At 72.1% G+C, this 20,479-nt stretch carries 17 protein-coding genes; 13 read left to right on the top strand and 4 right to left on the bottom strand.

Annotated elements, in window-relative coordinates:
* Positions 1–86: 86 nt before the first annotated feature.
* Together sucB and lpdA are read right to left on the bottom strand one after the other, a co-directional pair.
* Positions 87–1,868, bottom strand: a complete 1,782-nt coding sequence (gene sucB / locus ACFPYL_RS18525; RefSeq protein WP_379157643.1) for a 2-oxoglutarate dehydrogenase, E2 component, dihydrolipoamide succinyltransferase — start codon at positions 1,866–1,868, stop codon at positions 87–89.
* Between the two features lie 48 nt (positions 1,869–1,916).
* Entirely contained in the window at positions 1,917–3,296 is a 1,380-nt protein-coding gene (lpdA, locus tag ACFPYL_RS18520; RefSeq protein WP_379157640.1) for a dihydrolipoyl dehydrogenase, read from the bottom strand.
* Positions 3,297–3,378: 82 nt separating this feature from the next.
* On the opposite strand from lpdA, the gene ACFPYL_RS18515 reads away from it, so the two are divergent.
* Positions 3,379–3,735, top strand: a complete 357-nt coding sequence (locus ACFPYL_RS18515) for a hypothetical protein (protein ID WP_379157637.1) — start codon at positions 3,379–3,381, stop codon at positions 3,733–3,735.
* Positions 3,736–3,738: 3 nt separating this feature from the next.
* Here the strand turns inward: ACFPYL_RS18515 and ACFPYL_RS18510 are convergent, their stop codons facing one another.
* The gene (locus tag ACFPYL_RS18510) at positions 3,739–5,241 is read right to left on the bottom strand and encodes a leucyl aminopeptidase (protein WP_379157634.1); all 1,503 of its coding nucleotides are present in this window, start codon (positions 5,239–5,241) and stop codon (positions 3,739–3,741) included.
* A gap of 53 nt (positions 5,242–5,294) precedes the next feature.
* Here ACFPYL_RS18510 and gcvT point away from each other — a divergent pair, with 53 nt between their 5' ends.
* Genes gcvT through ACFPYL_RS18480 form a run of 6 tightly spaced genes read left to right on the top strand, consistent with a single transcriptional unit; the run spans position 5,295 to position 10,374 of the window.
* On the top strand, positions 5,295–6,398 hold the full coding sequence (gene gcvT, locus ACFPYL_RS18505; protein ID WP_379157631.1) for a glycine cleavage system aminomethyltransferase GcvT: 1,104 nt from the start codon (positions 5,295–5,297) through the stop codon (positions 6,396–6,398).
* A 4-nt stretch (positions 6,399–6,402) separates the two neighbouring features.
* Positions 6,403–6,660, top strand: a complete 258-nt coding sequence (locus ACFPYL_RS18500) for a hypothetical protein (RefSeq protein ID WP_379157628.1) — start codon at positions 6,403–6,405, stop codon at positions 6,658–6,660.
* Positions 6,661–6,683: 23 nt separating this feature from the next.
* On the top strand, positions 6,684–8,240 hold the full coding sequence (locus ACFPYL_RS18495) for a hypothetical protein (protein ID WP_379157625.1): 1,557 nt from the start codon (positions 6,684–6,686) through the stop codon (positions 8,238–8,240).
* Positions 8,241–8,249: 9 nt separating this feature from the next.
* Positions 8,250–9,065, top strand: coding sequence for a PhzF family phenazine biosynthesis protein (locus ACFPYL_RS18490; RefSeq protein WP_379157622.1), 816 nt, complete (start codon positions 8,250–8,252; stop codon positions 9,063–9,065).
* Positions 9,066–9,081: 16 nt separating this feature from the next.
* Complete coding sequence (locus ACFPYL_RS18485) at positions 9,082–9,876, top strand: thymidylate synthase (protein ID WP_379157619.1); 795 nt, start codon at positions 9,082–9,084, stop codon at positions 9,874–9,876.
* A 6-nt stretch (positions 9,877–9,882) separates the two neighbouring features.
* Positions 9,883–10,374 carry a dihydrofolate reductase gene (locus ACFPYL_RS18480; RefSeq protein ID WP_379157616.1) on the top strand — a complete coding sequence of 164 codons (492 nt, stop codon included), beginning with the start codon at positions 9,883–9,885 and terminating at the stop codon, positions 10,372–10,374.
* Positions 10,375–10,400: 26 nt separating this feature from the next.
* Here the strand turns inward: ACFPYL_RS18480 and ACFPYL_RS18475 are convergent, their stop codons facing one another.
* Positions 10,401–11,804, bottom strand: a complete 1,404-nt coding sequence (locus ACFPYL_RS18475) for an MFS transporter (protein ID WP_379157612.1) — start codon at positions 11,802–11,804, stop codon at positions 10,401–10,403.
* Positions 11,805–11,923: 119 nt separating this feature from the next.
* On the opposite strand from ACFPYL_RS18475, the gene ACFPYL_RS18470 reads away from it, so the two are divergent.
* The 6 genes from ACFPYL_RS18470 to ACFPYL_RS18445 all read left to right on the top strand — a co-directional run bounded on the left by ACFPYL_RS18470 (position 11,924) and on the right by ACFPYL_RS18445 (position 20,479).
* Positions 11,924–12,499 carry a TetR/AcrR family transcriptional regulator gene (locus ACFPYL_RS18470; protein ID WP_379157609.1) on the top strand — a complete coding sequence of 192 codons (576 nt, stop codon included), beginning with the start codon at positions 11,924–11,926 and terminating at the stop codon, positions 12,497–12,499.
* A gap of 4 nt (positions 12,500–12,503) precedes the next feature.
* A complete protein-coding gene (locus tag ACFPYL_RS18465) occupies positions 12,504–13,424 on the top strand; it encodes an LLM class F420-dependent oxidoreductase (protein ID WP_379157606.1) in 921 nt (306 codons plus the stop codon).
* Positions 13,425–13,451: 27 nt separating this feature from the next.
* On the top strand, positions 13,452–14,348 hold the full coding sequence (dapA, locus tag ACFPYL_RS18460) for a 4-hydroxy-tetrahydrodipicolinate synthase (RefSeq protein WP_379157603.1): 897 nt from the start codon (positions 13,452–13,454) through the stop codon (positions 14,346–14,348).
* The gene (locus ACFPYL_RS18455) at positions 14,345–16,030 is read left to right on the top strand and encodes a ribonuclease J (RefSeq protein ID WP_379157600.1); all 1,686 of its coding nucleotides are present in this window, start codon (positions 14,345–14,347) and stop codon (positions 16,028–16,030) included. The genes dapA and ACFPYL_RS18455 overlap by 4 nt, the downstream gene beginning before the upstream one ends.
* A 157-nt stretch (positions 16,031–16,187) precedes the next feature.
* Positions 16,188–18,836 (top strand): FtsK/SpoIIIE family DNA translocase, encoded by a 2,649-nt coding sequence (locus ACFPYL_RS18450; protein ID WP_379157597.1) that lies wholly within the window; start codon positions 16,188–16,190, stop codon positions 18,834–18,836.
* Positions 18,833–20,479: a helix-turn-helix domain-containing protein gene (locus tag ACFPYL_RS18445; protein ID WP_379157594.1), complete on the top strand. Its 1,647-nt coding sequence runs from the start codon at positions 18,833–18,835 to the stop codon at positions 20,477–20,479. Before ACFPYL_RS18450 ends, ACFPYL_RS18445 begins: the two co-directional genes overlap by 4 nt.

Here is a 20,479-nt window from a genome sequence, read left to right as displayed (position 1 = left end):
CGGTCCCTCACTCCGTTCGGGACCGTCCCGGCCTCCTCAACCTCGTCGCGCGACGCCGGGCACCCCTTCGTCGTGCCCGGCTGCGCTCAGACCTCGAACTGACCGGCCTCCAGGCGCTGCTTGAGCTCACGCAGGAAGCGGCCGGCGTCGGCGCCGTCGACCAGCTGGTGGTCGTAGGTCAGGGCCAGGTAGACCATGTAGCGCACGGCGATGGTCTCGCCGAGGTTCGGGTCGTCGATGACGACCGGGCGCTTCACGACCGCACCGGGGCCGAGGATCGCGACCTGGGGCTTGTTGATGATCGGGGTGTCCCACAGGGCCCCGAAGCTGCCCAGGTTGGTGATCGTGAACGTGCCACCCGAGAGCTCGTCGGGGCCGATCTTGTTGGTGCGGGTGCGCTCGGCGACGTCGGCGATCTTCTTGGCCAGGCCAGCCACGGACAGGTCGCCCGCGTCCTTGACGACCGGGGTGAGCAGGCCCTTCTCCGTGTCGACCGCGAAGGCGACGTGCTCGCGGTCGAAGTAGGTGACCTCGCCGGCCTCGGTGTCGATGGTCGCGTTGAGCGCCGGGTGCTGCTTGAGGGAGTCGATCGCCGCCTTCGCGAAGAACGGCAGGTAGGTCAGCTTCACGCCCTCGCGGGCCAGGAAGTCGGCCTTCACGCTCTCGCGCAGCCGCGCGATGTTCGTGACGTCGACCTCGACGACCTGGGTGAGCTGGGCCGAGGTCTGGAGCGACTCGACCATCCGGCTCGCGATGATCTTGCGCAGGCGCGAGATCTTCTCGGTCTTGCCACGCAGCGGCGACGGCGCGACGGGGACCGGCGAGGCGGCAGCAGCAGCGGCGGGCGCGGCCGCCGGGGCCGCGGCGGCCGGCTGCTGGGCGCGGGCGGCTGCGTCGAGCACGTCCTGCTTGCGGATCCGGCCACCGACGCCGGTGCCGCTGACCGAGGCCAGGTCGACGCCGTGCTGGGTGGCGAGCTTGCGGACCAGCGGGGTCACGTAGCCGGGACCGTCGCCGCCGCCGACCGGCTGCTCCGGGTCCTTGGTCGTGGGCGACTGGGCGCTCGGCGCGGGAGCAGCTGCCGGCTCGGGCTTCTTCTCCTCGGCGGCGGGGGCCGGCTCGGGCTCCGGCTCGGGCTCCGGCTCGGGCTCCGGCTCGGGCTCGGGCTCCGGCTCCGGTGCCTTCTCCTCGGTCTTCGCGGGCGCGGCGTCGCCCGAGCCGACCACGGCGAGCTCGGCACCGACCTCGACGGTCTCGTCCTCCTGGACCTTGATCTCCAGCAGCGTGCCGGCGACCGGCGAGGGGATCTCGGTGTCGACCTTGTCGGTCGAGACCTCGAGCAGCGGCTCGTCGACGGCGACGTCGTCGCCGACCGACTTCAGCCAGCGGGTGACCGTGCCCTCGGTGACCGACTCGCCCAGGGCGGGCAGCGTCACCGACGTACCACCGCCACCGCCACCGGACGGCTTGGCCTCGGCGGCGGGCTTCTCGGCCTCCTCGGCCGCGGGAGCGGGCTCCTCGGCGGCCTCCGGCTCCTGGGCCTTCTCCTCCTCGGGCTCCGGCTCGGGCTCCGGCTCGGGCTCCGGCTCGGCCTGCGCGGACTCGCCGCCGCCGTCACCACCGCCCTCACCCTCGTCACCGATCACGGCCAGCACGGCGCCGACCTCGACCGTGTCGTCCTCGTTGGCCTTGATCTCCAGGAGCGTGCCGGCCACCGGGGAGGGGATCTCGGTGTCGACCTTGTCGGTCGACACCTCCAGCAGCGGCTCGTCGACCGCCACCGAGTCGCCGACCTGCTTCAGCCAGCGGGTGACGGTGCCTTCGGTGACGGACTCGCCGAGTGCCGGGAGGTTGACTTCGGTGGCCATGGAGTTCCTTCGCTTCGAGTTCTGGTAGGTCTGGTTTATCAGGCTGCGTCACGCATGGGCGTGCAGTGCTTTGCCGGCAAGCGCGAGGTGGGCCTCGCCCAGCGCCTCGTTCTGGGTCGGGTGCGCGTGCACCAGGGGAGCGACGTCATCGGCGTACGCCTCCCAGTTGTAGATGAGCTGCGCCTCGCCGATGAGCTCGCCGACCCGGTCGCCGACCAGGTGGACGCCGATGACCGGTCCGTCCTTGCGGCGGATCAGCTTCACGAAGCCCTGGGTCTTGAGGATCTGGCTCTTGCCGTTGCCGCCGAGGTCATAGGTCAGCGTCTCGATCCCGTCGGCGCCGTACGTCGCGGTCGCGGCGGCCTCGTCGAGGCCGACCGAGGCGACCTCGGGGTGCGAGTAGGTGACCCGCGGGATGCCTGCTTCGTCGATCGGCTGCGGGTCGAGGCCGGCGATGTCCTCGGCCACGAAGATGCCCTGCTGGAAGCCGCGGTGCGCGAGCTGCAGCCCGGGCACGATGTCGCCGACGGCGTACACGCCCTCGAGGTTGGTGCGGCACCGCTCGTCGGCGAGGACGAAGCCGCGGTCCATGGCGACGCCCTGCTCGTCGTACCCGAGGCCCTCGGTGACCGGGCCGCGGCCGACGGCGACCAGCAGCAGGTCAGCCTCGATCACGTCACCGCCCTCGACGGTCACGGCGACACCGGTGTCGGTGTGCTTGACGCTCTGGAAGGGGGTGCTGGTGCGGAAGTCGATCTTGCGCTTGCGGAAGGCCCGCTCGAGCGCCTTGGACGACGCCTCGTCCTCGACGGCGAGCAGGCGGGGGAGCGCCTCGACGATCGTCACCTCGGCACCGAAGCTGCGCCACACGCTCGCGAACTCGCAGCCGATGACGCCGCCGCCGAGCACCACGACGGACGCGGGCACCCGGTCGAGCCTGAGGGCGTGCTCGGAGGTGATGACGCGCTCGCCGTCGATCTCGAGGCCGGGCAGGCTCCGGGCGTAGGAGCCGGAGGCCAGGACGACCGTGCGGCCGGAGTACGTCGTGTCGCCGACGGTCACCTGCTTCGGGCCGGTCAGCCGGCCGGCGCCCTCGATCACGGTGATGCCGCGGCCCTTGATCAGGCCGGTGAGGCCCTTGAAGAGGCGGGACACCACGCCGTCCTTGTAGGCGTTGACGCCGGCCATGTCGACGCCCTCGAGCGTCGCGCGGACGCCGAACGTCTCGGACTCGCGGGTCTGGTCGGCGATCTCGGCGGCGTGCAGCAGCGCCTTGGTCGGGATGCAGCCGACGTGCAGGCAGGTGCCCCCGAGCGGACCCTTCTCGACCAGCCCGACGTTCAGCCCGAGCTGGGCGGCGCGCAGTGCACAGGCGTAGCCGCCCGAGCCTGCACCGAGGATCAGTACGTCGAAGTCGGTGTCGGCCACGGGCCCATCCTTCCACTTCAGCCCAGCGTGTCCACACCGGCCTCACTACGCATCAGTAGGTCCTACGGGCACACTTGTCCCCATGGCATGGATGGACCGGTTCCGGCGCGGGCCGAAGACGAGTGGACCCGCCCGGGACGCGACGCGCACGGGCTCGACACGGGTCCGCGCCGCCGACTCGATGGACCTCGACCACCTCTTCACGTGGTCGGCCGAGCGGCGAGGCGTCGAGGGCTTCGTCGAGCCGCGGACCGCGGTCAGCGACGTGACCCTGCTCCTCGTTGCGCACGACGGCGAGTGGACCCGCCGCCGGGTGCCGTCGGCCAAGTGGGCGCACGAGTTCTGCAACAAGCAGCAGATCCCGTCGTACGACGCGGCCGTCGTGGGCGTCCCGCAGCGGATGCGCGACTACAACCGCCGCAAGAAGCTCGGCGGCTGACGACTACTCCGAGGCGGCCAGCGCCCGGGCGAAGTCGACGACGGTGCCGACAGCGACACCGGTGCCGCCCGGGGTGACGTGGCCCCACGCGCCGCCGGAGTTGTACGACGGGCCGGCGATGTCGAGGTGCGCCCAGGGGATCCCGGCGGTGAACTCGCGCAGGAAGGCCGCGGCGAAGAGCCCGCCGCCCCAGCGGATCCAGTCGTGCTGGGCCAGGTCCGCGACCTTGCTGCTGTGGATCCGCTCGGACATCGCCTCCGGGATCGGCATCGGCCACATCTCCTCGCCGGCGGTGGTGGCGGCGGCCAGCACGTCGTCGACCACCTCGGTCGACCCCATCACGCCGGCGACCCGGTCGCCGAGGGCGACGACCATGTGCCCGGTCAGGGTCGCGACGTCCAGCAGCACGTCGGGCTTCAGCTCGGTGGCGCGCACCAGGGCGTCGGCCAGCACGAGCCGCCCCTCGGCGTCGGTGTTCGTCACCTCGACGGTGGTGCCGCCGTAGATCGTGAGGACGTCGCCCGGTCGCACGGCGTTGCCCGAGATCATGTTCTCGGCCATCGGCACGAACGTGCTGACCTTGATCGGCAGCCCGAGGGTCGCGATCACGTACGTCGCCTGGACGACCGCGGCGGCGCCGGCCATGTCCGACTTCATCTCGCTCATGCTGCCGGCGGGCTTGATGGTGAGGCCGCCGGAGTCGAAGGTGATGCCCTTGCCGACCAGCGCCAGGTGGTGCTTCGCGTCCTTGGGGGCGTAGCTCAGCTCGACCAGCTGGGGCGCGGCCGACGACCCGCCGCCGACGCCGAGGATGCCGCCGCAGCCGAGCTCGGCGAGCGCCTTCTCGTCGTGGACGGTGATCGCGACCTTCGGGGCGCCGCGTCCCTTGGTCAGGGTCTTCGTCGCCTCGGCGACCGCGTCGGCGAACGCCGGCGGCGTGAGGTCGTTGGGCGGCGTGTTCACCCAGTCGCGGGTGACGGCGACGGCGCGGGCGACGACCTGCGCCTCCTCGAACGCCGCCTGCACGTCCTTGCGCCTCGCGCCCTCGCTGAGGACGACGACCTCGCCCGGGGCGGTGCTCTTCGACTCCTTCTTGTACTCGGTGAAGGAGTAGCCACCCAGCAGGTGACCCTCGGTCGCGGCGCGCACCAGCTCGGGCGAGCCGCCCGGCAGCGCGACGGCCACGGACGCGGCGTTGCTGACGGCCCGGGCGGCGACGCCGGACGCACGGCGTACGGCGACCGCGTCGACCGTGCGGCCGAGGCCGACGAGCACGAGGAGCGGCGAGCCGAGGGTGCCGCCGGTCGGGATCTTGACGACCTCACCGGTCTTGCCGGTGACGCCCAGGGTCGCGAGGAGGGGACGCAGCTTGCGGCCGTAGGCCTTGCCGACGTCGTCGGCACCGTCGGCGAGCTCGGCACCCTTCGCCGCCTGGACCACCCCCACGACCACGGCATCGCACTTGGTCTTGGCGGGGCTGGCGCTGCGCAGGGTGTACGTCGTCACCGGGGCAGGATAGTCCGCGCCTGGCGGCCGACCCGCTCGGCTAGGGTCGCCACATGTCCGACCTGCTCCGCTCCCCTCTCCACGACCGGCACGAGGCGCTCGGCGCGAAGTTCTCGGCCTTCGGCGGCTGGTCGATGCCGCTCGAGTACCCCTCCGGCGTCGTCAAGGAGCACACGGCGGTCCGCGAGGCCGTCGGCGTCTTCGACGTCAGCCACCTCGGCAAGGCCGTCGTGGCCGGGCCCGGCGCGGTCGACTTCGTCAACAGCACGCTGAGCAACGACCTGCGCCGGATCGGGCCCGGCCAGGCGCAGTACACCCTGTGCTGCGACGACGCGACCGGCGGCGTGGTCGACGACCTGATCGCCTACGTGTACGCCGAGGACCGCGTGCTGCTGGTCCCCAACGCCGCCAACACCGCCGAGGTCGTCCGTCGGCTCGCCGCGGCCGCCCCCGACGGCGTCACGGTGACCGACGAGCACCGCGACCACGCGGTGCTCGCCGTCCAGGGCACGAAGTCCGACGAGGTGCTCGACGCCGTCGGGCTCCCGACCGGGCACGACTACATGTCGTTCGCGGTCGCGCAGTTCGAAGGTGCCGAGGTCGTGGTGTGCCGCACGGGCTACACCGGCGAGCGCGGCTACGAGCTGATCGCGCCCAACGACGTCGCCGTCGCCCTGTGGGACGCGATCATGGCGGCCGGTGCGCCGTACGGCGTGCTGCCCTGCGGGCTCGGCGCCCGCGACACGCTGCGCACCGAGATGGGCTATCCGCTGCACGGCCAGGACATCTCGCTCGACGTCACCCCCAACCAGGCCCGGCTCGGCTGGGCGGTCGGCTGGAAGAAGGACGCGTTCTGGGGCCGCGAGGTGCTGAGCGCCGAGCGTGCCGCCGGGCCGGAGCGCGTGCTGCGCGGCCTGGTCGCCACCGGTCGCGGCATCCCGCGCCCGCACATGACGGTCAGCCTCACCGCCGACGTACCCCTCGGAGAGATCACCTCCGGCACCTTCTCCCCGACGCTGCGCAAGGGCATCGGGTTGGCCCTGGTGCCGTCGTTCGTCGACCCGGAGGCGGAGGTCGGCGTCGACATCCGCGGCCGTCGCGAGATCTTCCAGCTGGTGAAGCCGCCCTTCCTCGACCCGTCCGTACGAGAGGACTGACCTCATGAACCTGCCCGAGCAGCCGCCGACCTTCCGCCCCCCGTCGCCCGCCGAGCGCCCCTGGTGGTGGCGGCTCGAGGACAACACCGGCGCCGAGGTGTCGGTGACCGGCGAGCTCGGGGAGCAGCGCTTCGCCAGCCAGGCCGACGCCGAGTCGTGGGTCGGTGAGCTCTGGTCGGACCTGGCCGCCGAGGGCGTCGACGCCGTGGTGCTCTTCGAGCACGACCGGCGCATCTACGGGCCGATGTCGCTGCACGCCTGACCGCCAGGGAGCAGGATGCTCCCATGCCCGGCGACGACGCGGACTTCGCTGCCTACCTGGCCGCCCGCTGGCCGTCGCTGGTCCGCACGCTGGTGCTGCTCGGGTGCACCCGGGCCGAGGCGGAGGTCGTCGCCCGCGACGGTGCCGCGCGCTGCTACGGCGAATGGGACCGGGTACGCCGCTCCGACGACGTCGACGCCTACGTCTACGGCGTCGTCCTCGCGCGCCTGCACCGACACCGGCGGCGGGTCCCGCCGCCCGCGCCGGAGCCCCTGCCCGACGAGCCCACCGACGACGAGCTGCTGCGCGAGGCACTCCTCGAGCAGCTGGGGCACGCGGACCCCGACGAGCGCGAGAGCCTGGTGCTCCGGTTCGTCGCCGAGCTCGACGAGTCCCAGGTGGCCGCCGCCCGCGACGTGTCGCTGGAGTCCGTCCAGGCGCGGATCACCCACGGCCTCGGCCGGCTCCACCTCGACGCGGCGCCCGCCGAGACCTTCCGGCGGGCCGGCGAGTCGATCGCGGTGCCCACCACGCCGTACGACGACGTCGTCGCGGACGCGCGGGCGCAGCGCCGGCGCCGGTGGCGGGTCGTCGGGGTCGCCGTGGCGGCGGCCGCCCTCGTGATCGGCGTCCTCACCTTCGTCGCGAACCGTGAGGACCCGCCCTCCGAGGAGCTCGGTCCCGCGCGCGTGACCCGCGAGCAGAACCCGGTGCGGGTCGCGTGGTACGCCAACGGCCAGCTGCACCTCGACCACGTCGCGGTGGCGGTGTCCGGGGTGACCGACCTGGTCGAGATCAACGGCGGCGCGGTCTACGGCGACGCCGAGGGGACCGTGGCGTTCGTGGCCGCGGACGGGAAGCGTCGCGAGATCGGCGACAAGGACCCGACGACCCCGCTGGTCGCCTCGACTGCCGACGGCTGGGTCTCGTGGGTCGACCCGGGGTCGGACGAGGGGCAGCCACCCGCGCTGGTGGTCTACGACGTGAGCAACGGGTCGCTGCTCGACGCCAAGGGGGTGCCGCCCGACACGCGCCCGATCGCGATCGACCAGCACCAGGTCTTCTACGCGGACTCCGAGGGCGGCTACGCCTGGACCCCGGGGGTCGAGCGGCCGGTGCCGGTGGTCCGCGACGGCCTGCTCGACGTCGAGTCCGCCAACCGGGTCTACCAGCTGGCACCGGGCCGCATCGAGATCGAGCAGTCGTTCTTCAGCGTCTCGTTCGTCCTCCCGGGCGTCGGCGCCCAGCTCTCCGACGCCGGCATCCTGGTGATCAGCAAGGCCGAGGGGCCGGGCGTCGCCGACGGCCGGCCGTTCCGGCCGCTGCTGTACGACGCACGCTCCGGCGACCGGAAGCCCAGCGGCGTGGGGCCGGGCGAGAGGGCCGTGGACGCGACGTTCGGGCGCAACAACACGGCCGTCTACCTGGTCGCGCAGGTCTCCGACCTCGCCGGCGGGTCGGACCTGGACGGCAACGTGGACCCGCTCCTGGTGCTCCGCACCTGCGACCTGACCAGCGCGCAGTGCACCGACGTCGCGCCGGTGCCCTCCGGGACGGACGCGGCGGTCCTCGCCCACTAGCGTGAGCGCATGCGCTTCAGCCAGGTCGACGTCTTCGCCAGCGAGCCGCTGCGCGGCAACCCGGTGGCCGTGGTGCACGGCGCCGACGGCCTCACCGACGATCAGATGGCGGCCTTCGCGCGCTGGACGAACCTGTCGGAGACGACGTTCCTGCTGACGCCGACCGACCCCGCCGCCGACTACCGCCTGCGGATCTGGACACCAGGCGGCGAGCTGCCGTTCGCGGGCCACCCGACGCTCGGCAGTGCACACGCGTGGCTCGAGGCCGGGGGAGTCCCCGCGGGCGAGGACCTCGTGCAGGAGTGTGGCGCGGGCCTGGTGACCATCAGACGCGGCGAGACCCTCGCCTTCGCCGCGCCGCCGCTGGTGCGCTCGGGCCCGGTCGACGCCGCCGACGTCGCCGGGATCTGCCGCGCCCTGCGGGTCCCCGAGTCCGCGATCGTCGAGTCGACCTGGATCGACAACGGGCCGGGCTGGGTCGGCGTGCTGCTCGAGGACGCCGCCGCGGTCCTGGCCCTCGACCCGGACTGGGCGGCGTTCGGTGACCTGAAGATCGGCGTCGTCGGCCCCTACGCCGACGGTCCGCTGGCCGTCGAGGTGCGTGCGTTCTGCCCCGGCTACGGCATGCCGGAGGACCCGGTGACCGGCTCGCTCAACGCCGGGATCGGCCAGTGGCTGGCGGGCGGTCGGCTGCCGACGTCGTACGTCGCGAGCCAGGGGACGGTCCTGCAGCGGGCCGGCCGGGTGCACGTGGTGCTGGAGGGGTCGGAGTTGTGGGTGGGGGGCGACACTCGGACGACCGTGGCCGGAACCGTCGAGCTCTGACGTCTAGGCTCGGAGCGTGCAGTCCTACCTCGACCTCCTCCAGCGGATCCTCGACGAGGGCGTCGAGAAGAGCGACCGCACGGGCACCGGCACGCGTTCGGTGTTCGGGCACCAGATGCGCTTCGACCTGACCGCCGGCTTCCCGCTGGTGACCACGAAGAAGGTGCACACCCGCTCGGTCTTCGGGGAGCTGCTGTGGTTCCTGCGCGGCGACACGAACGTGAAGTGGCTCCAGGACCGCGGTATCTCGATCTGGGACGAGTGGGCCGACGACAACGGCGACCTCGGGCCGGTCTACGGCTACCAGTGGCGGTCCTGGCCGACCCCCGACGGTCGGCACGTCGACCAGATCGCGCAGGTCGTCGACCAGATCCGCAGCAACCCCGACTCGCGTCGCCACATCGTCTCCGCGTGGAACGTCGCCGACATCCCCGACATGGCGCTCGCGCCCTGCCACACGATGTTCCAGTTCTACGTCGCGGACGGCCGGCTGAGCTGCCAGCTCTACCAGCGCTCAGCGGACGTCTTCCTCGGCGTGCCGTTCAACATCGCGTCCTACGCGCTGCTCACCCACATGGTCGCCCAGGTGACGGGTCTCGAGGTGGGCGACTTCGTGCACACCCTCGGCGACGCCCACCTCTACCTCAACCACCTGGAGCAGGCGCAGCTCCAGCTGACCCGCGACCCGAGGCCGCTGCCCACGCTGTGGCTCGACCCGTCGGTCACCGAACTGGACGCCTTCGACCTCGAGCACATCGCCGTCGAGGGCTACGACCCGCACCCGGGGATCAAGGCGCCCATTGCTGTCTGAGGCCGTATGAGGATCGTGATGGTGGCCGCCGTCGCCCGCAACGGGGTGATCGGCAACGGCCCCGACATCCCCTGGCGGGTGCCGGGCGAGCAGCGCGCCTTCAAGGAGCTGACCATGGGGCACACCCTGGTCATGGGCCGGACGACGTACGAGTCGATCGGCCGCCCGCTGCCCGGCCGCACCACGATCGTCCTGACCCGGGACCCGGCGTGGTCGGCCGGCCCGTCGGGGGAGGGCGTGCTCGTCGCCCACGACCTCGACGCGGCCCTCGCCCTCGCCGCCACGCTCCCCGGCGACGTGATGGTGGTCGGCGGGGCGCAGGTGTACGCCGCCGCGCTGCCCCTCGCCACCGAGCAGGTGCTCAGCGAGATCCCCCTGGAGCCCGAGGGCGACGTGCTCTACCCGGCGTACGACGCTGCTGCGTGGCTGGAGTCCTCCCGGGATGTCTTCGACGGGTACGAGCGAGTGCGGTTGGTGCGCGCGGCGGATCGGCTGTAGCGCCGGACGGCCCACGGCTCCACGGCTCAGGGCAGCGCCGGCTCGAGGTCCTGAGGACGGTCGACCCGGGACGACGTGAGCAGGAGCCCGGCGAGGCTGGCGACGAGGGCCGCGCCGGCGCAGATCGCGAAGAGCACCCGGAACGCCGCGAGCGACGGCACCGCCACGCCACCCAGGTCCATCGTGATCGAGGCGAGCAGGGTGCCGCCGATGGCGCTGGCCAGCGTGCTTCCCAGCGAGCGGGCGAGGGTGTTGATGCCGTTGGCGGCGGCCAGCTCGGCGGCCGGGGCGTGGCTGTTGATCAGGGTCGGCAGGGTCGCGTAGCCGATGCCCGTGCCGGCGCCGATGATCGCGGTGCCGACGACGACCTGCCAGAGCGCGTCGACGAAGACGATCCGGAAGACCAGGCCGACGACCAGGATCAGGCCGGCGAGCGAGAGCACGCGGGCGGCGCCCCAGGCGACGCTGAGCCGCGCGGTGACCGGGGCCAGCAGCAGCATCAGGATGCCGCTCGGCAGCAGGCAGAGGCCCGCGACGAGCACCGAGGCGCCGAACCCGTAGCCGGTGGCCTCGGGCATCTGCACGTAGGTCGCCGTACCGACGAAGCTCGCGAAGAGCGCGAAGCCGAAGAAGATCGAGGCGACGTTGGTGATCAGGATCGGCGGCCGGCCCAGGGTGCGCATGTCGACCAGCGGGCTGACGACGCGGCGCTCGACGACGACGAGGAGACCGAGCAGCAGCGCGGAGGCGACGAGCAGACCGAGGACCCGCGCCGAGCCCCAGCCCCAGGACGAGGCCTGGGAGAGCGGCAGCACCAGGGCGACGAGTCCGGTGGCGAGCAGCACCATGCCGTACCAGTCGATCGCCCCGCCGCTGCGCTGCGCCGGCTCCTCGACCAGGAGCAGGACGGCCACCGCGCTGGCCGCGCCGCCGACGGCGCCGATCCAGAAGAGCGCGTGGTAGTCGACGTTGTCGGCCAAGAGGCCGGCCAGCGGCAGCCCGAGCGCGCCGCCGATGCCGAGCATCGCGCTGATCAGGGCGGTCGCCGAGCCGCGGCGCTCCGGCGGCAGCACGGTCGCCAGCAGGCTGATGCCCAGCGGGATCGCGGCGCTGGAGACCCCGCACAGCGCGCGGCCGAAGATCATCACGTCGATGTTGCTGGTGAGCGCGCAGATCAGGGACCCGACGAAGAGGCACGAGAGCGCGACCAGCAGCATCAGCCTCCGGCCGAACATGTCCGCCAGCCGGCCGACGATCGGGACCGACACGGCCGCGACCAGCAGCGTCGAGGTCAGCAGCCACTGCGACTCGGTCGTCGACGAGCGGAGGTCCGCCTCGATGACCGGCAGCACCGGGATCACCAGCGTCTGCGCGAGGGCGGCCATCAGCGCGCCGAGGCCGATGGCCCCGATCTCGAGGTTGGCGCGCATGGGGGGGACCTGCTGGTTCATCGGGGTCCTTCGGGCTGGGCACGGCACGGGGCGGTCGCGAACCTAACGAGTACGCCGGGCCTAAGTCAACAAGCGATTACATAGGTCACAATGGCGGCATGCCGCCTGTCGATCCGACCAGCCGCCCCCGCAACGCCGAGGCCACCCGCCTCGACCTGCTGCGCGTCGCCCGCCGCCGCTTCACCGTCCTGGGCTACGAGCGCACGACGACCCGAGACATCGCGGCCGACGCCGGGGTCAACGTCGCCCTGATCTCGCGCTACTTCGGCTCCAAGGAGGGCCTGTTCGCGGCGGTCATCGAGGACTCCGCGGAGCTCATGGAGCCGTGGCAGCCGGGCTCGATCGACGACCTGGCCGTCGCGCTGGCCGACTCGCTGCGTCCCGACGCCTGGCCGGAGTTCGACCACGTCAACCCGATGGTCCTGCTCCTGCGGGACATCGACGACGACCGCGTCGGAGCGTTGCGCCGGCAGGCCCTGAGTTCGGCCATCGACGCGTTCGCCGGACTGATCGGCGGCGACGACACCGCCCGCCTGCGCGCCGACCTGGTCTTCGCGCTGCTGGCCGGCGTCTTCCAGCTCCGTGGCGTGCTGCCCGACGAGCCGCTCGCCACCGCCGAGCCCGACGTCCTGGCACGCGAGATCATCGGCGTTGTGCAGCATCTGACAGGCTGACGCCATGGAGCTGCGCATCTTCACCGAACCCCAGCAGGGCGCGACGTACGACGACCTGGTGACCGTCGCCCAGGAGGCCGAGCGACTCGGGTTCGGGGCGTTCTTCCGCTCCGACCACTACCTCGGGATGGGGACGGAAGGGCTGCCCGGGCCGAGCGACGCCTGGATCACGCTGGCCGGCATCGCCCGGGAGACGAGCACGATCCGGCTCGGCACGATGATGACCAGCGCGACCTTCCGGCACCCAGGCCCGCTGGCGATCTCGGTCGCGAACGTCGACCAGATGAGCAACGGTCGCGTGGAGCTGGGGATCGGCGCGGGCTGGTTCGAGCAGGAGCACACGAAGTACGGCATCCCGTTCCCGAGCACGGGGGAGCGGTTCGACCGGTTCGAGGAGCAGCTCGCGATCATCACCGGGCTCTGGGCGACCGAGGGCGGGTTCACCCACCACGGCACGCACTACCAGGTCGTCGACAGCCCCGGGCTGCCCAAGCCCACCCAGGCCAAGCCGCCCGTCCTCATCGGCGGCGTCGGCAAGAAGCGCACGCCGGCCCTGGCGGCGACGTACGCCGACGAGTTCAACCTGCCCTTCGTCGACGAGGCGACCACGAAGGCCCAGTTCGCCCGGGTCCGTGAGGCCTGCGAGGCGCAGGACCGCGACCCGGCGACGATGCGCTGGTCCAACGCGCTGGTGCTCTGCGTCGGTGCCGACGAGGCCGAGGTCGAGCGCCGGGCCGCCGCGATCGGGCGCGAGAAGGACGAGCTGCGGGAGAACGGCATCGCCGGCACGCCGCAGGAGGTGGTCGACAAGATCGGGCGGTACGCCGCGCTCGGCGCCGAGCGGCTCTACCTCCAGGTCCTCGACCTCTCCGACCTCGACCACCTGCGACTCGTGGCGCGCGACGTCATGCCGCACGTCGCCTGAGGACTCCGACGCACTAACCTGGCACCTATGACGTCTGCACCTGCTGCGCCGTTCGGCCGCATGCTCACCGCGATGGCGACCCCCTTCGGTCCCGACGGGAGCCTGGACCTCGACGGAGTGCAGCGGGTGGCCAAGCACCTCGTGGCCCACGGCCACGACGGCCTGGTCGTCTCCGGCACGACGGGCGAGTCGCCGACCACGACCAAGGAGGAGGACGGCGAGACCCTCGCCGCCGTCCGCGAGGCGGTCGGCCCCGACGTCAAGCTCGTCGCCGGCGTCGGGACCAACGACACCGCGACCTCGGTCTTCCTCGCCAACCAGGCCCGTGAGCGGGGCGCCGACGGCGTGCTGCTCGTCTCGCCGTACTACAACAAGCCCGGCCAGCGCGGCATGCTCCACCACTTCCGCCAGGTCGTCGACGCCGCCGAGATCCCGGTGATGATGTACGACGTGCCCGGCCGCACCGGCAGCACCATCGCGCTCGAGTCCTACGAGGAGATGGCCGGCTGGGAGTCGGTCATCGCGGTCAAGGACGCCGTCGGCGACATGCCCCGCGCCGCCAAGCTGGCCCAGCTGGGCTACGCCGTCTACTCCGGCGACGACATCAACACCCTCGGCTTCCTCGCGCACGGCGCGTGCGGCCTCGTCTCGGTCGTCGGCCACGCCGCCGGCAAGGAGCTCGCCTCGATGATCGACCAGTTCCTGGAGGGCGACCACCAGGGCGCTCTCGCGACGTACCAGCGGCTGCTGCCGGCGATGGAGGCGGTGATGGGCGTGCCCAACTACGGCGCCACGACGGCGAAGGCCTCGCTCCAGCTCCTCGGGGTGACCGACAACCGACATGTCCGATCTCCGCTCGTCGAGCTCGACGACGACGAGGTCGCCGCACTCCGCGAAGGTCTGACGGCGGCGGGTCTCCTGTGAGCCACCCCCACCCCGAGCTGTCCGCGCCCGGCAAGCTGAAGAAGGGCGGCCTCCGGGTCATCCCGTTCGGCGGCCTCGGCGAGGTCGGCCGCAACATGACCGCGTTCGAGTACGCCGGTCGCCTCCTGATCGTCGACTGCGGCGTGCTCTTCCCCGAGGACCACCAGCCCGGCATCGACCTGATCCTCCCGGACTGGTCCTCGATCAGCGACCGCCTCGAGGACGTCGAGGCGCTGGTCCTCACGCACGGCCACGAGGACCACATCGGCGCGACGCCGTACCTCCTGCGCGAGCGGCGCGAAATCCCCCTTGTCGGCTCCCAGCTCACCCTCGCGCTGCTCGACAGCAAGCTGCGCGAGCACCGGCTCCGCGAGACCGTCCACCACGTCGTGAAGGAGGGCGACCGGCTCACGCTCGGGCCCTTCGACCTCGAGTTCGTGGCGGTCAACCACTCCATCCCGGACGCGCTCGCGGTCGCGATCCGCACCGGCGCCGGCATGGTGCTGCACACCGGCGACTTCAAGATGGACCAGCTGCCGCTCGACGGCCGGATCACCGACCTCCGGGCCTTCGGTCGGCTGGGGGAGGAGGGCGTCGACCTCTTCCTCACCGACTCGACCAACGCCGAGACGCCTGGCTTCACGCCGTCGGAGAAGAAGATCACCCCGGTCATCGACCAGGTCTTCCGCGAGTCCAACCAGCGCATCATCGTCGCCTGCTTCGCCTCGCACGTGCACCGCGTGCAGCAGGTCCTGGACGCGGCGTACGCCCACGAGCGCCAGGTCGCGTACGTCGGCCGCTCGATGGTCCGCAACATGGCGATCGCCCGCGACCTCGGCTACCTCAAGGTGCCGCCGGGCGTGCTGGTCGACACCAAGGACCTCGCCGACCTCCCGGCGGAGCGCCAGGTGCTGATCTCGACCGGCTCGCAGGGCGAGCCGATGAGCGCGCTGTCGCGGATCGCGCAGCGCAACCACAACTTCGTGCACATCGAGGAGGGCGACACCGTCCTGCTCGCCTCGAGCCTGATCCCGGGCAACGAGAACGCCGTCTACCGCGTCATCAACGGGCTGGCCCGGTGGGGCGCCCGCGTCGTGCACAAGGGCAACGCGATGGTGCACGTCTCCGGCCACGCGAGCGCCGGCGAGCTCCTCTACTGCTACAACATCGTCAAGCCGCGCAACGTGATGCCGGTGCACGGCGAGATCCGGCACCTGCTCGCGAACGCCGACCTGGCCCGCGCCACCGGTGTCGAGAACGTCGTGATCGCCGAGGACGGCGTCGTCGTCGACCTGGTCGGCGGGGTCGCGAAGGTCGCCGGCAAGGTCGACTGCGGCTACGTCTTCGTGGACGGCTCGTCGGTCGGTGACATCACCGAGTCGGACCTCAAGGACCGCCGGATCCTCGGCGAGGAGGGCTTCATCTCGGTGATCGTGGTCGTCGACTCGGTCAGCGGCAAGGTCGCCGCCGGCCCGGAGATCCACGCCCGGGGCAACGCGCTGGACGGCGAGACGTTCGACGAGCTGCGGCAGCCGATCATCGACGCGCTCGACCGGGCCATCGCCGAGGGCAACACCGACGCGCACCAGCTGCAGCAGACGATGCGCCGTGTGGTCGGCCGCTGGGTGAGCAACACCCACCGCCGCCGCCCGATGATCATCCCGGTCGTGATCGAGGCGTGAAGAGTTTTGTCGGTCGACCGATGAAACTCACGCCTGGACGACGAAACTTCATCGTCCAAGCGTGAGTTTCATCGGCCAGCCGACAAAACTCTTCCGATGAAGACACGCGCTCCTGTGGTGCGTGTGACTGGTGTGGCCCGTGCGTAGGGTGGGGACTATGGCGACCCGTACGTCTTCCCCGCCGGGGTCGCGGAGCAAGAGCACGTCCAGCACCCGGACCACGAGCACCACCCGTAGTCCGGGCACCAGCGGCTCGAGCACCCGATCCCGGAGTACCAGCCCGAAGCGCAAGCCTGCCCCGAAGAAGGGTACGGCCAAGACCGCCGCGAGCAAGCGCAAGCCTGCTCCGCGGCGTCCCGCGGCCAAGCGCCCGGCACCGCGTGCGGTGCGCAGCGGGCCGGGCCCGATCGCCCGCTTCTTCGTGCTGGTCTTCCGCGGCGTCGCCGCGGTCTGGCTCGCCATCGCGCACGGCCTGGGTGCCGTCGCGCGCAGCATCGGGCACACCGCCCGCGACCTCGAGCCCGAGCACCGTCGCGACGGCTTCGGCCTCTTCCTCTTCGGGGGAGCCGTCATCGTCGCGGCCGCCGTGTGGTGGCAGCTGCCCGGGTCCGTCATGGACGCGGCCCGCACCGTCGTCCAGGGCTCGGTCGGCAAGGTCGGCTTCCTGGTCCCGCTCGCCCTGCTCTTCGTCGGCTGGCGCACGATGCGCGACCCCGAGCACACCGGCCCCGCGGGACGCCAGGTCATCGGCTGGGCATCGCTCTCCTTCGGCATCCTCGGCATCGTCCAGATCGCGGAGGGCAACCCGCAGCCCGACCTCGGCGACACCAGCGACCTCCAGCGCGCCGGCGGCGCCGTCGGGTACGTCGTCGCGAGCCTGCTGCTCGACCTGCTGCGCTCGGCGTACGTCGTGGTGCCGCTGCTCGCGCTGCTCGCCTTCTTCGGCGTCCTGATCATCACCGCGACGCCGCTCTACCAGGTCCCCGCCCGGCTCGCCGCGGCCCGCGACCAGCTGCTCGGTCGCGAGCACGACCTGGCCGAGGACCCCGACGAGACGCAGGCCATGCCCGCGGTCCGCAGCCGCAAGCGCAAGACGGACCAGGCCGGGGAGATCGACCCCGACATGGGCGACCCGGCGTACGACAGCCCGGTCCTCAGCGACCGCGAGCTGCGCAAGCGCAAGAAGCGCCTCGAGACCACCGAGGAGGGCCTCGACATCTTCGCGCCCGAGGCGCCGACGGAGGTCGCAGCGCCGGTCGTCGAGGAGAAGGTCGAGCTCGAGCCCCCGCCGCACACGCCGCTCCCGCCGCGCGTCGAGCAGCTCGCGCTGTCCGGCGACATCGCCTACACGCTGCCGGCCAACGAGGTCCTCAAGCCCGGGTCGGTGCACAAGGCCCGCTCCAAGGCGAGCGACGCGGTCGTCGACCGGCTCACCCAGGTGATGGAGGAGTTCGGGATCGACGCGCAGGTCACCGGCTACACCCGTGGCCCGACCGTCACCCGCTACGAGGTCGAGCTCGGCCCCGCGGTCAAGGTCGAGAAGGTCACCGCGCTCTCCAAGAACATCGCGTACGCCGTGGCGTCCGCCGACGTCCGGATCCTCAGCCCGATCCCCGGCAAGTCCGCGATCGGCATCGAGATCCCCAACCTGGACAAGGAGATCGTCTCCCTCGGCGACGTGCTCCGCTCCAACACCGCGCGCTCGGACCACCACCCGATGGTGGCCGGGCTCGGTAAGGACGTGGAGGGCGGATTCGTCGTCGCCAACCTGGCGAAGATGCCGCACCTGCTCGTCGCCGGCGCCACCGGCTCCGGCAAGTCGAGCTTCATCAACTCGATGATCACCTCGATCCTGATGCGCTCCACGCCCGACGAGGTCCGGATGATCATGGTCGACCCGAAGCGGGTCGAGCTGAACGCCTACGAGGGCGTCCCGCACCTGATCACGCCGATCATCACCAACCCCAAGAAGGCCGCCGAGGCGCTGCAGTGGGTCGTGCGCGAGATGGACATGCGCTACGACGACCTCGCCAACTTCGGCTTCCGCCACATCGACGACTTCAACAAGGCGGTGCGGGCCGGGAAGGTGCAGGTGCCCCCGGGCAGCGAGCGCGAGCTCACGCCGTACCCCTACCTGCTGGTGATCGTCGACGAGCTCGCCGACCTGATGATGGTCGCCCCGCGCGACGTCGAGGACTCGGTCGTCCGGATCACCCAGCTCGCCCGTGCGGCCGGCATCCACCTGGTGCTGGCGACCCAGCGGCCGTCGGTCGACGTCGTCACCGGCCTGATCAAGGCCAACGTGCCGTCGCGGCTCGCGTTCGCGACCTCCAGCCTCGCCGACAGCCGGGTCATCCTCGACCAGCCGGGTGCGGAGAAGCTGGTGGGCCAGGGTGACGGGCTCTTCCTGCCGATGGGCTCGTCGAAGGCCGTGCGTGTGCAGGGGTCCTGGGTCACCGAGGCCGAGATCCACGCGGTCGTCAAGCACTGCAAGACCCAGCTGGAGCCGACCTACCGCGAGGACGTCACGGCGCCGGCCGCGGCCAAGCGCGACCTCGACGACGACATCGGCGACGACATGGACCTGGTCATCCAGGCGATCGAGCTCGTGGTCTCCACGCAGTTCGGCTCGACCTCGATGCTCCAGCGCAAGCTCCGGGTCGGCTTCGCCAAGGCCGGCCGCCTGATGGACATCATGGAGAGCCGTGGCGTGGTCGGGCCGAGCGAAGGCTCGAAGGCCCGCGACGTGCTGGTCAAGCCCGACGAGATCGATGGTGTGATCGCGACCCTGCAGGGGGAGATGTGAGCAGCCTCAGCGCAGACCTCAAGGAGCCCACCGACGTGCAGGCGGCGCCCGAGCCGGTGGAGGTCCGCCGCAACGGCGCGCTCTCCGGCGGCATCGGCGTGGTCGCTGCCGTCGTCGCGCTCGCCTACCTGACCCGGGCGATCGGCGGTGGCTCCGTCCTCGACTGGCTGCTGGCGCTCGCGATGGGGGCCGTCGCGGTCGCCTACCTGCAGGCGTGCCTGGACGCGCGTACGCCGCTGCTGGTCGCCGACGAGCAGGGCATCCGGATCCGCAAGGGCCGGCGCTGGCACGGCTTCCCGTGGGCGGCGCTCGACGAGGTCGCCCACGTGCCGCGCCGCGGGCTGCTGCGCGACGGGCGCCTGGTGGTGCTCGCCCGCGACGCGGACACCGAGCTCTCGGTCCCGCTGTCCCTCTCCACCTGGGTCGCCGGGGCCGACGAGGGCCTGACCCTGGCCCTCGAGCGTCTCGCGGACGACCCGGCCGTGGTCGTCGAGGTCGGCGACGACGAGCCCGTGGACGACTGGGACGAGCACGACGAGCAGGAGTGGGACGACGAGGAGACCGACCAGGACTGGGTCGAGGACGACCCCCACCCGGTCATGCACGACCCGCGTCCCGCGCTGGCCCGTGGCATCGGCTTCCTGGCCGACCGGCTGCGTCCGCACCGCGAGCCCGAGCCGGCCCTCCCGGCCGGGCCGGTCGCGAACGGCCCCGAGCACACCGTGCCGCTGGTCGTCGCCAGTGCGACGCCGCTGCCGCTGCGCGACCCCGTCGGCGGCTCGCGGGTCGAGGCCAGGTTCGAGGGGGCGGCGGCGCTGCAGCTCGACCCCGCCGACGGCGAGGACCACGCCACCAGCCTGCCCGAGCTCGCGGAGCTGCGCCGCCACGAGGACTTCGTGTTCGAGGACGTGCCTGCCGAGCCCGAGATCGAGCCTGCGGACGACCCGGTGGTCGGACCGGTGCTCGCCGCCGCCCGCACCCGGCTCGCGCTGTCGGTCGACCAGCTCGCCGAGCGCACCCGGATCCGCCCGCACGTCATCGAGTCCATCGAGGTCGACGACTTCGCTCCCTGTGGCGGCGACTTCTACGCCCGGGGCCACCTGCGCACCCTGTCGCGGGTGCTCGGCGTGGACGCGGCGCCGCTGCTCACGTCGTACGACGAGCGCTACGCCGACGCCCCGATCGACGCCCGCCGGGTCTTCGAAGCCGAGCTGGCGACCGGTGCCGAGGGTCCGATCCGCAGCATGCGCGGCGGCCCGAACTGGTCGGTGCTGATCGCCGCGGTGATGGCGCTCGTGCTGGCCTGGTCGATCGCGCGGCTGATCATGGACAGCCCGGTCGAGCTGACCAGCAAGCCGGTGCTCAACGGGTCCCCGTCAGCGCAGACGAAGCTCGGCCCCGCCGTGCCCGTGCTGCTCGACGCCGCCTCGGGCGGCACCCACGTGGTGGTCCGCGACGGCGCCGGCGAGGTGGTCTTCAACGGCGACCTGGCGTTCGGCGAGAAGCGCACCGTGAAGGCCGCGCCGCCCGTGCACGTGCAGTCCTCGGACGGTGCGCTCCAGGTGACCGTCGACGGGCAGAAGCGCGGTCCGCTCGGCGCCGACGGCCAGCCCTCGCAGAACACCTACGCCGCGTCGCAGTAG

The organism is Nocardioides hankookensis (assembly GCF_042658885.1).
Lineage (GTDB): Bacteria > Actinomycetota > Actinomycetes > Propionibacteriales > Nocardioidaceae > Nocardioides > Nocardioides hankookensis.
This window is presented reverse-complemented; position numbering and strand designations above follow the sequence as displayed.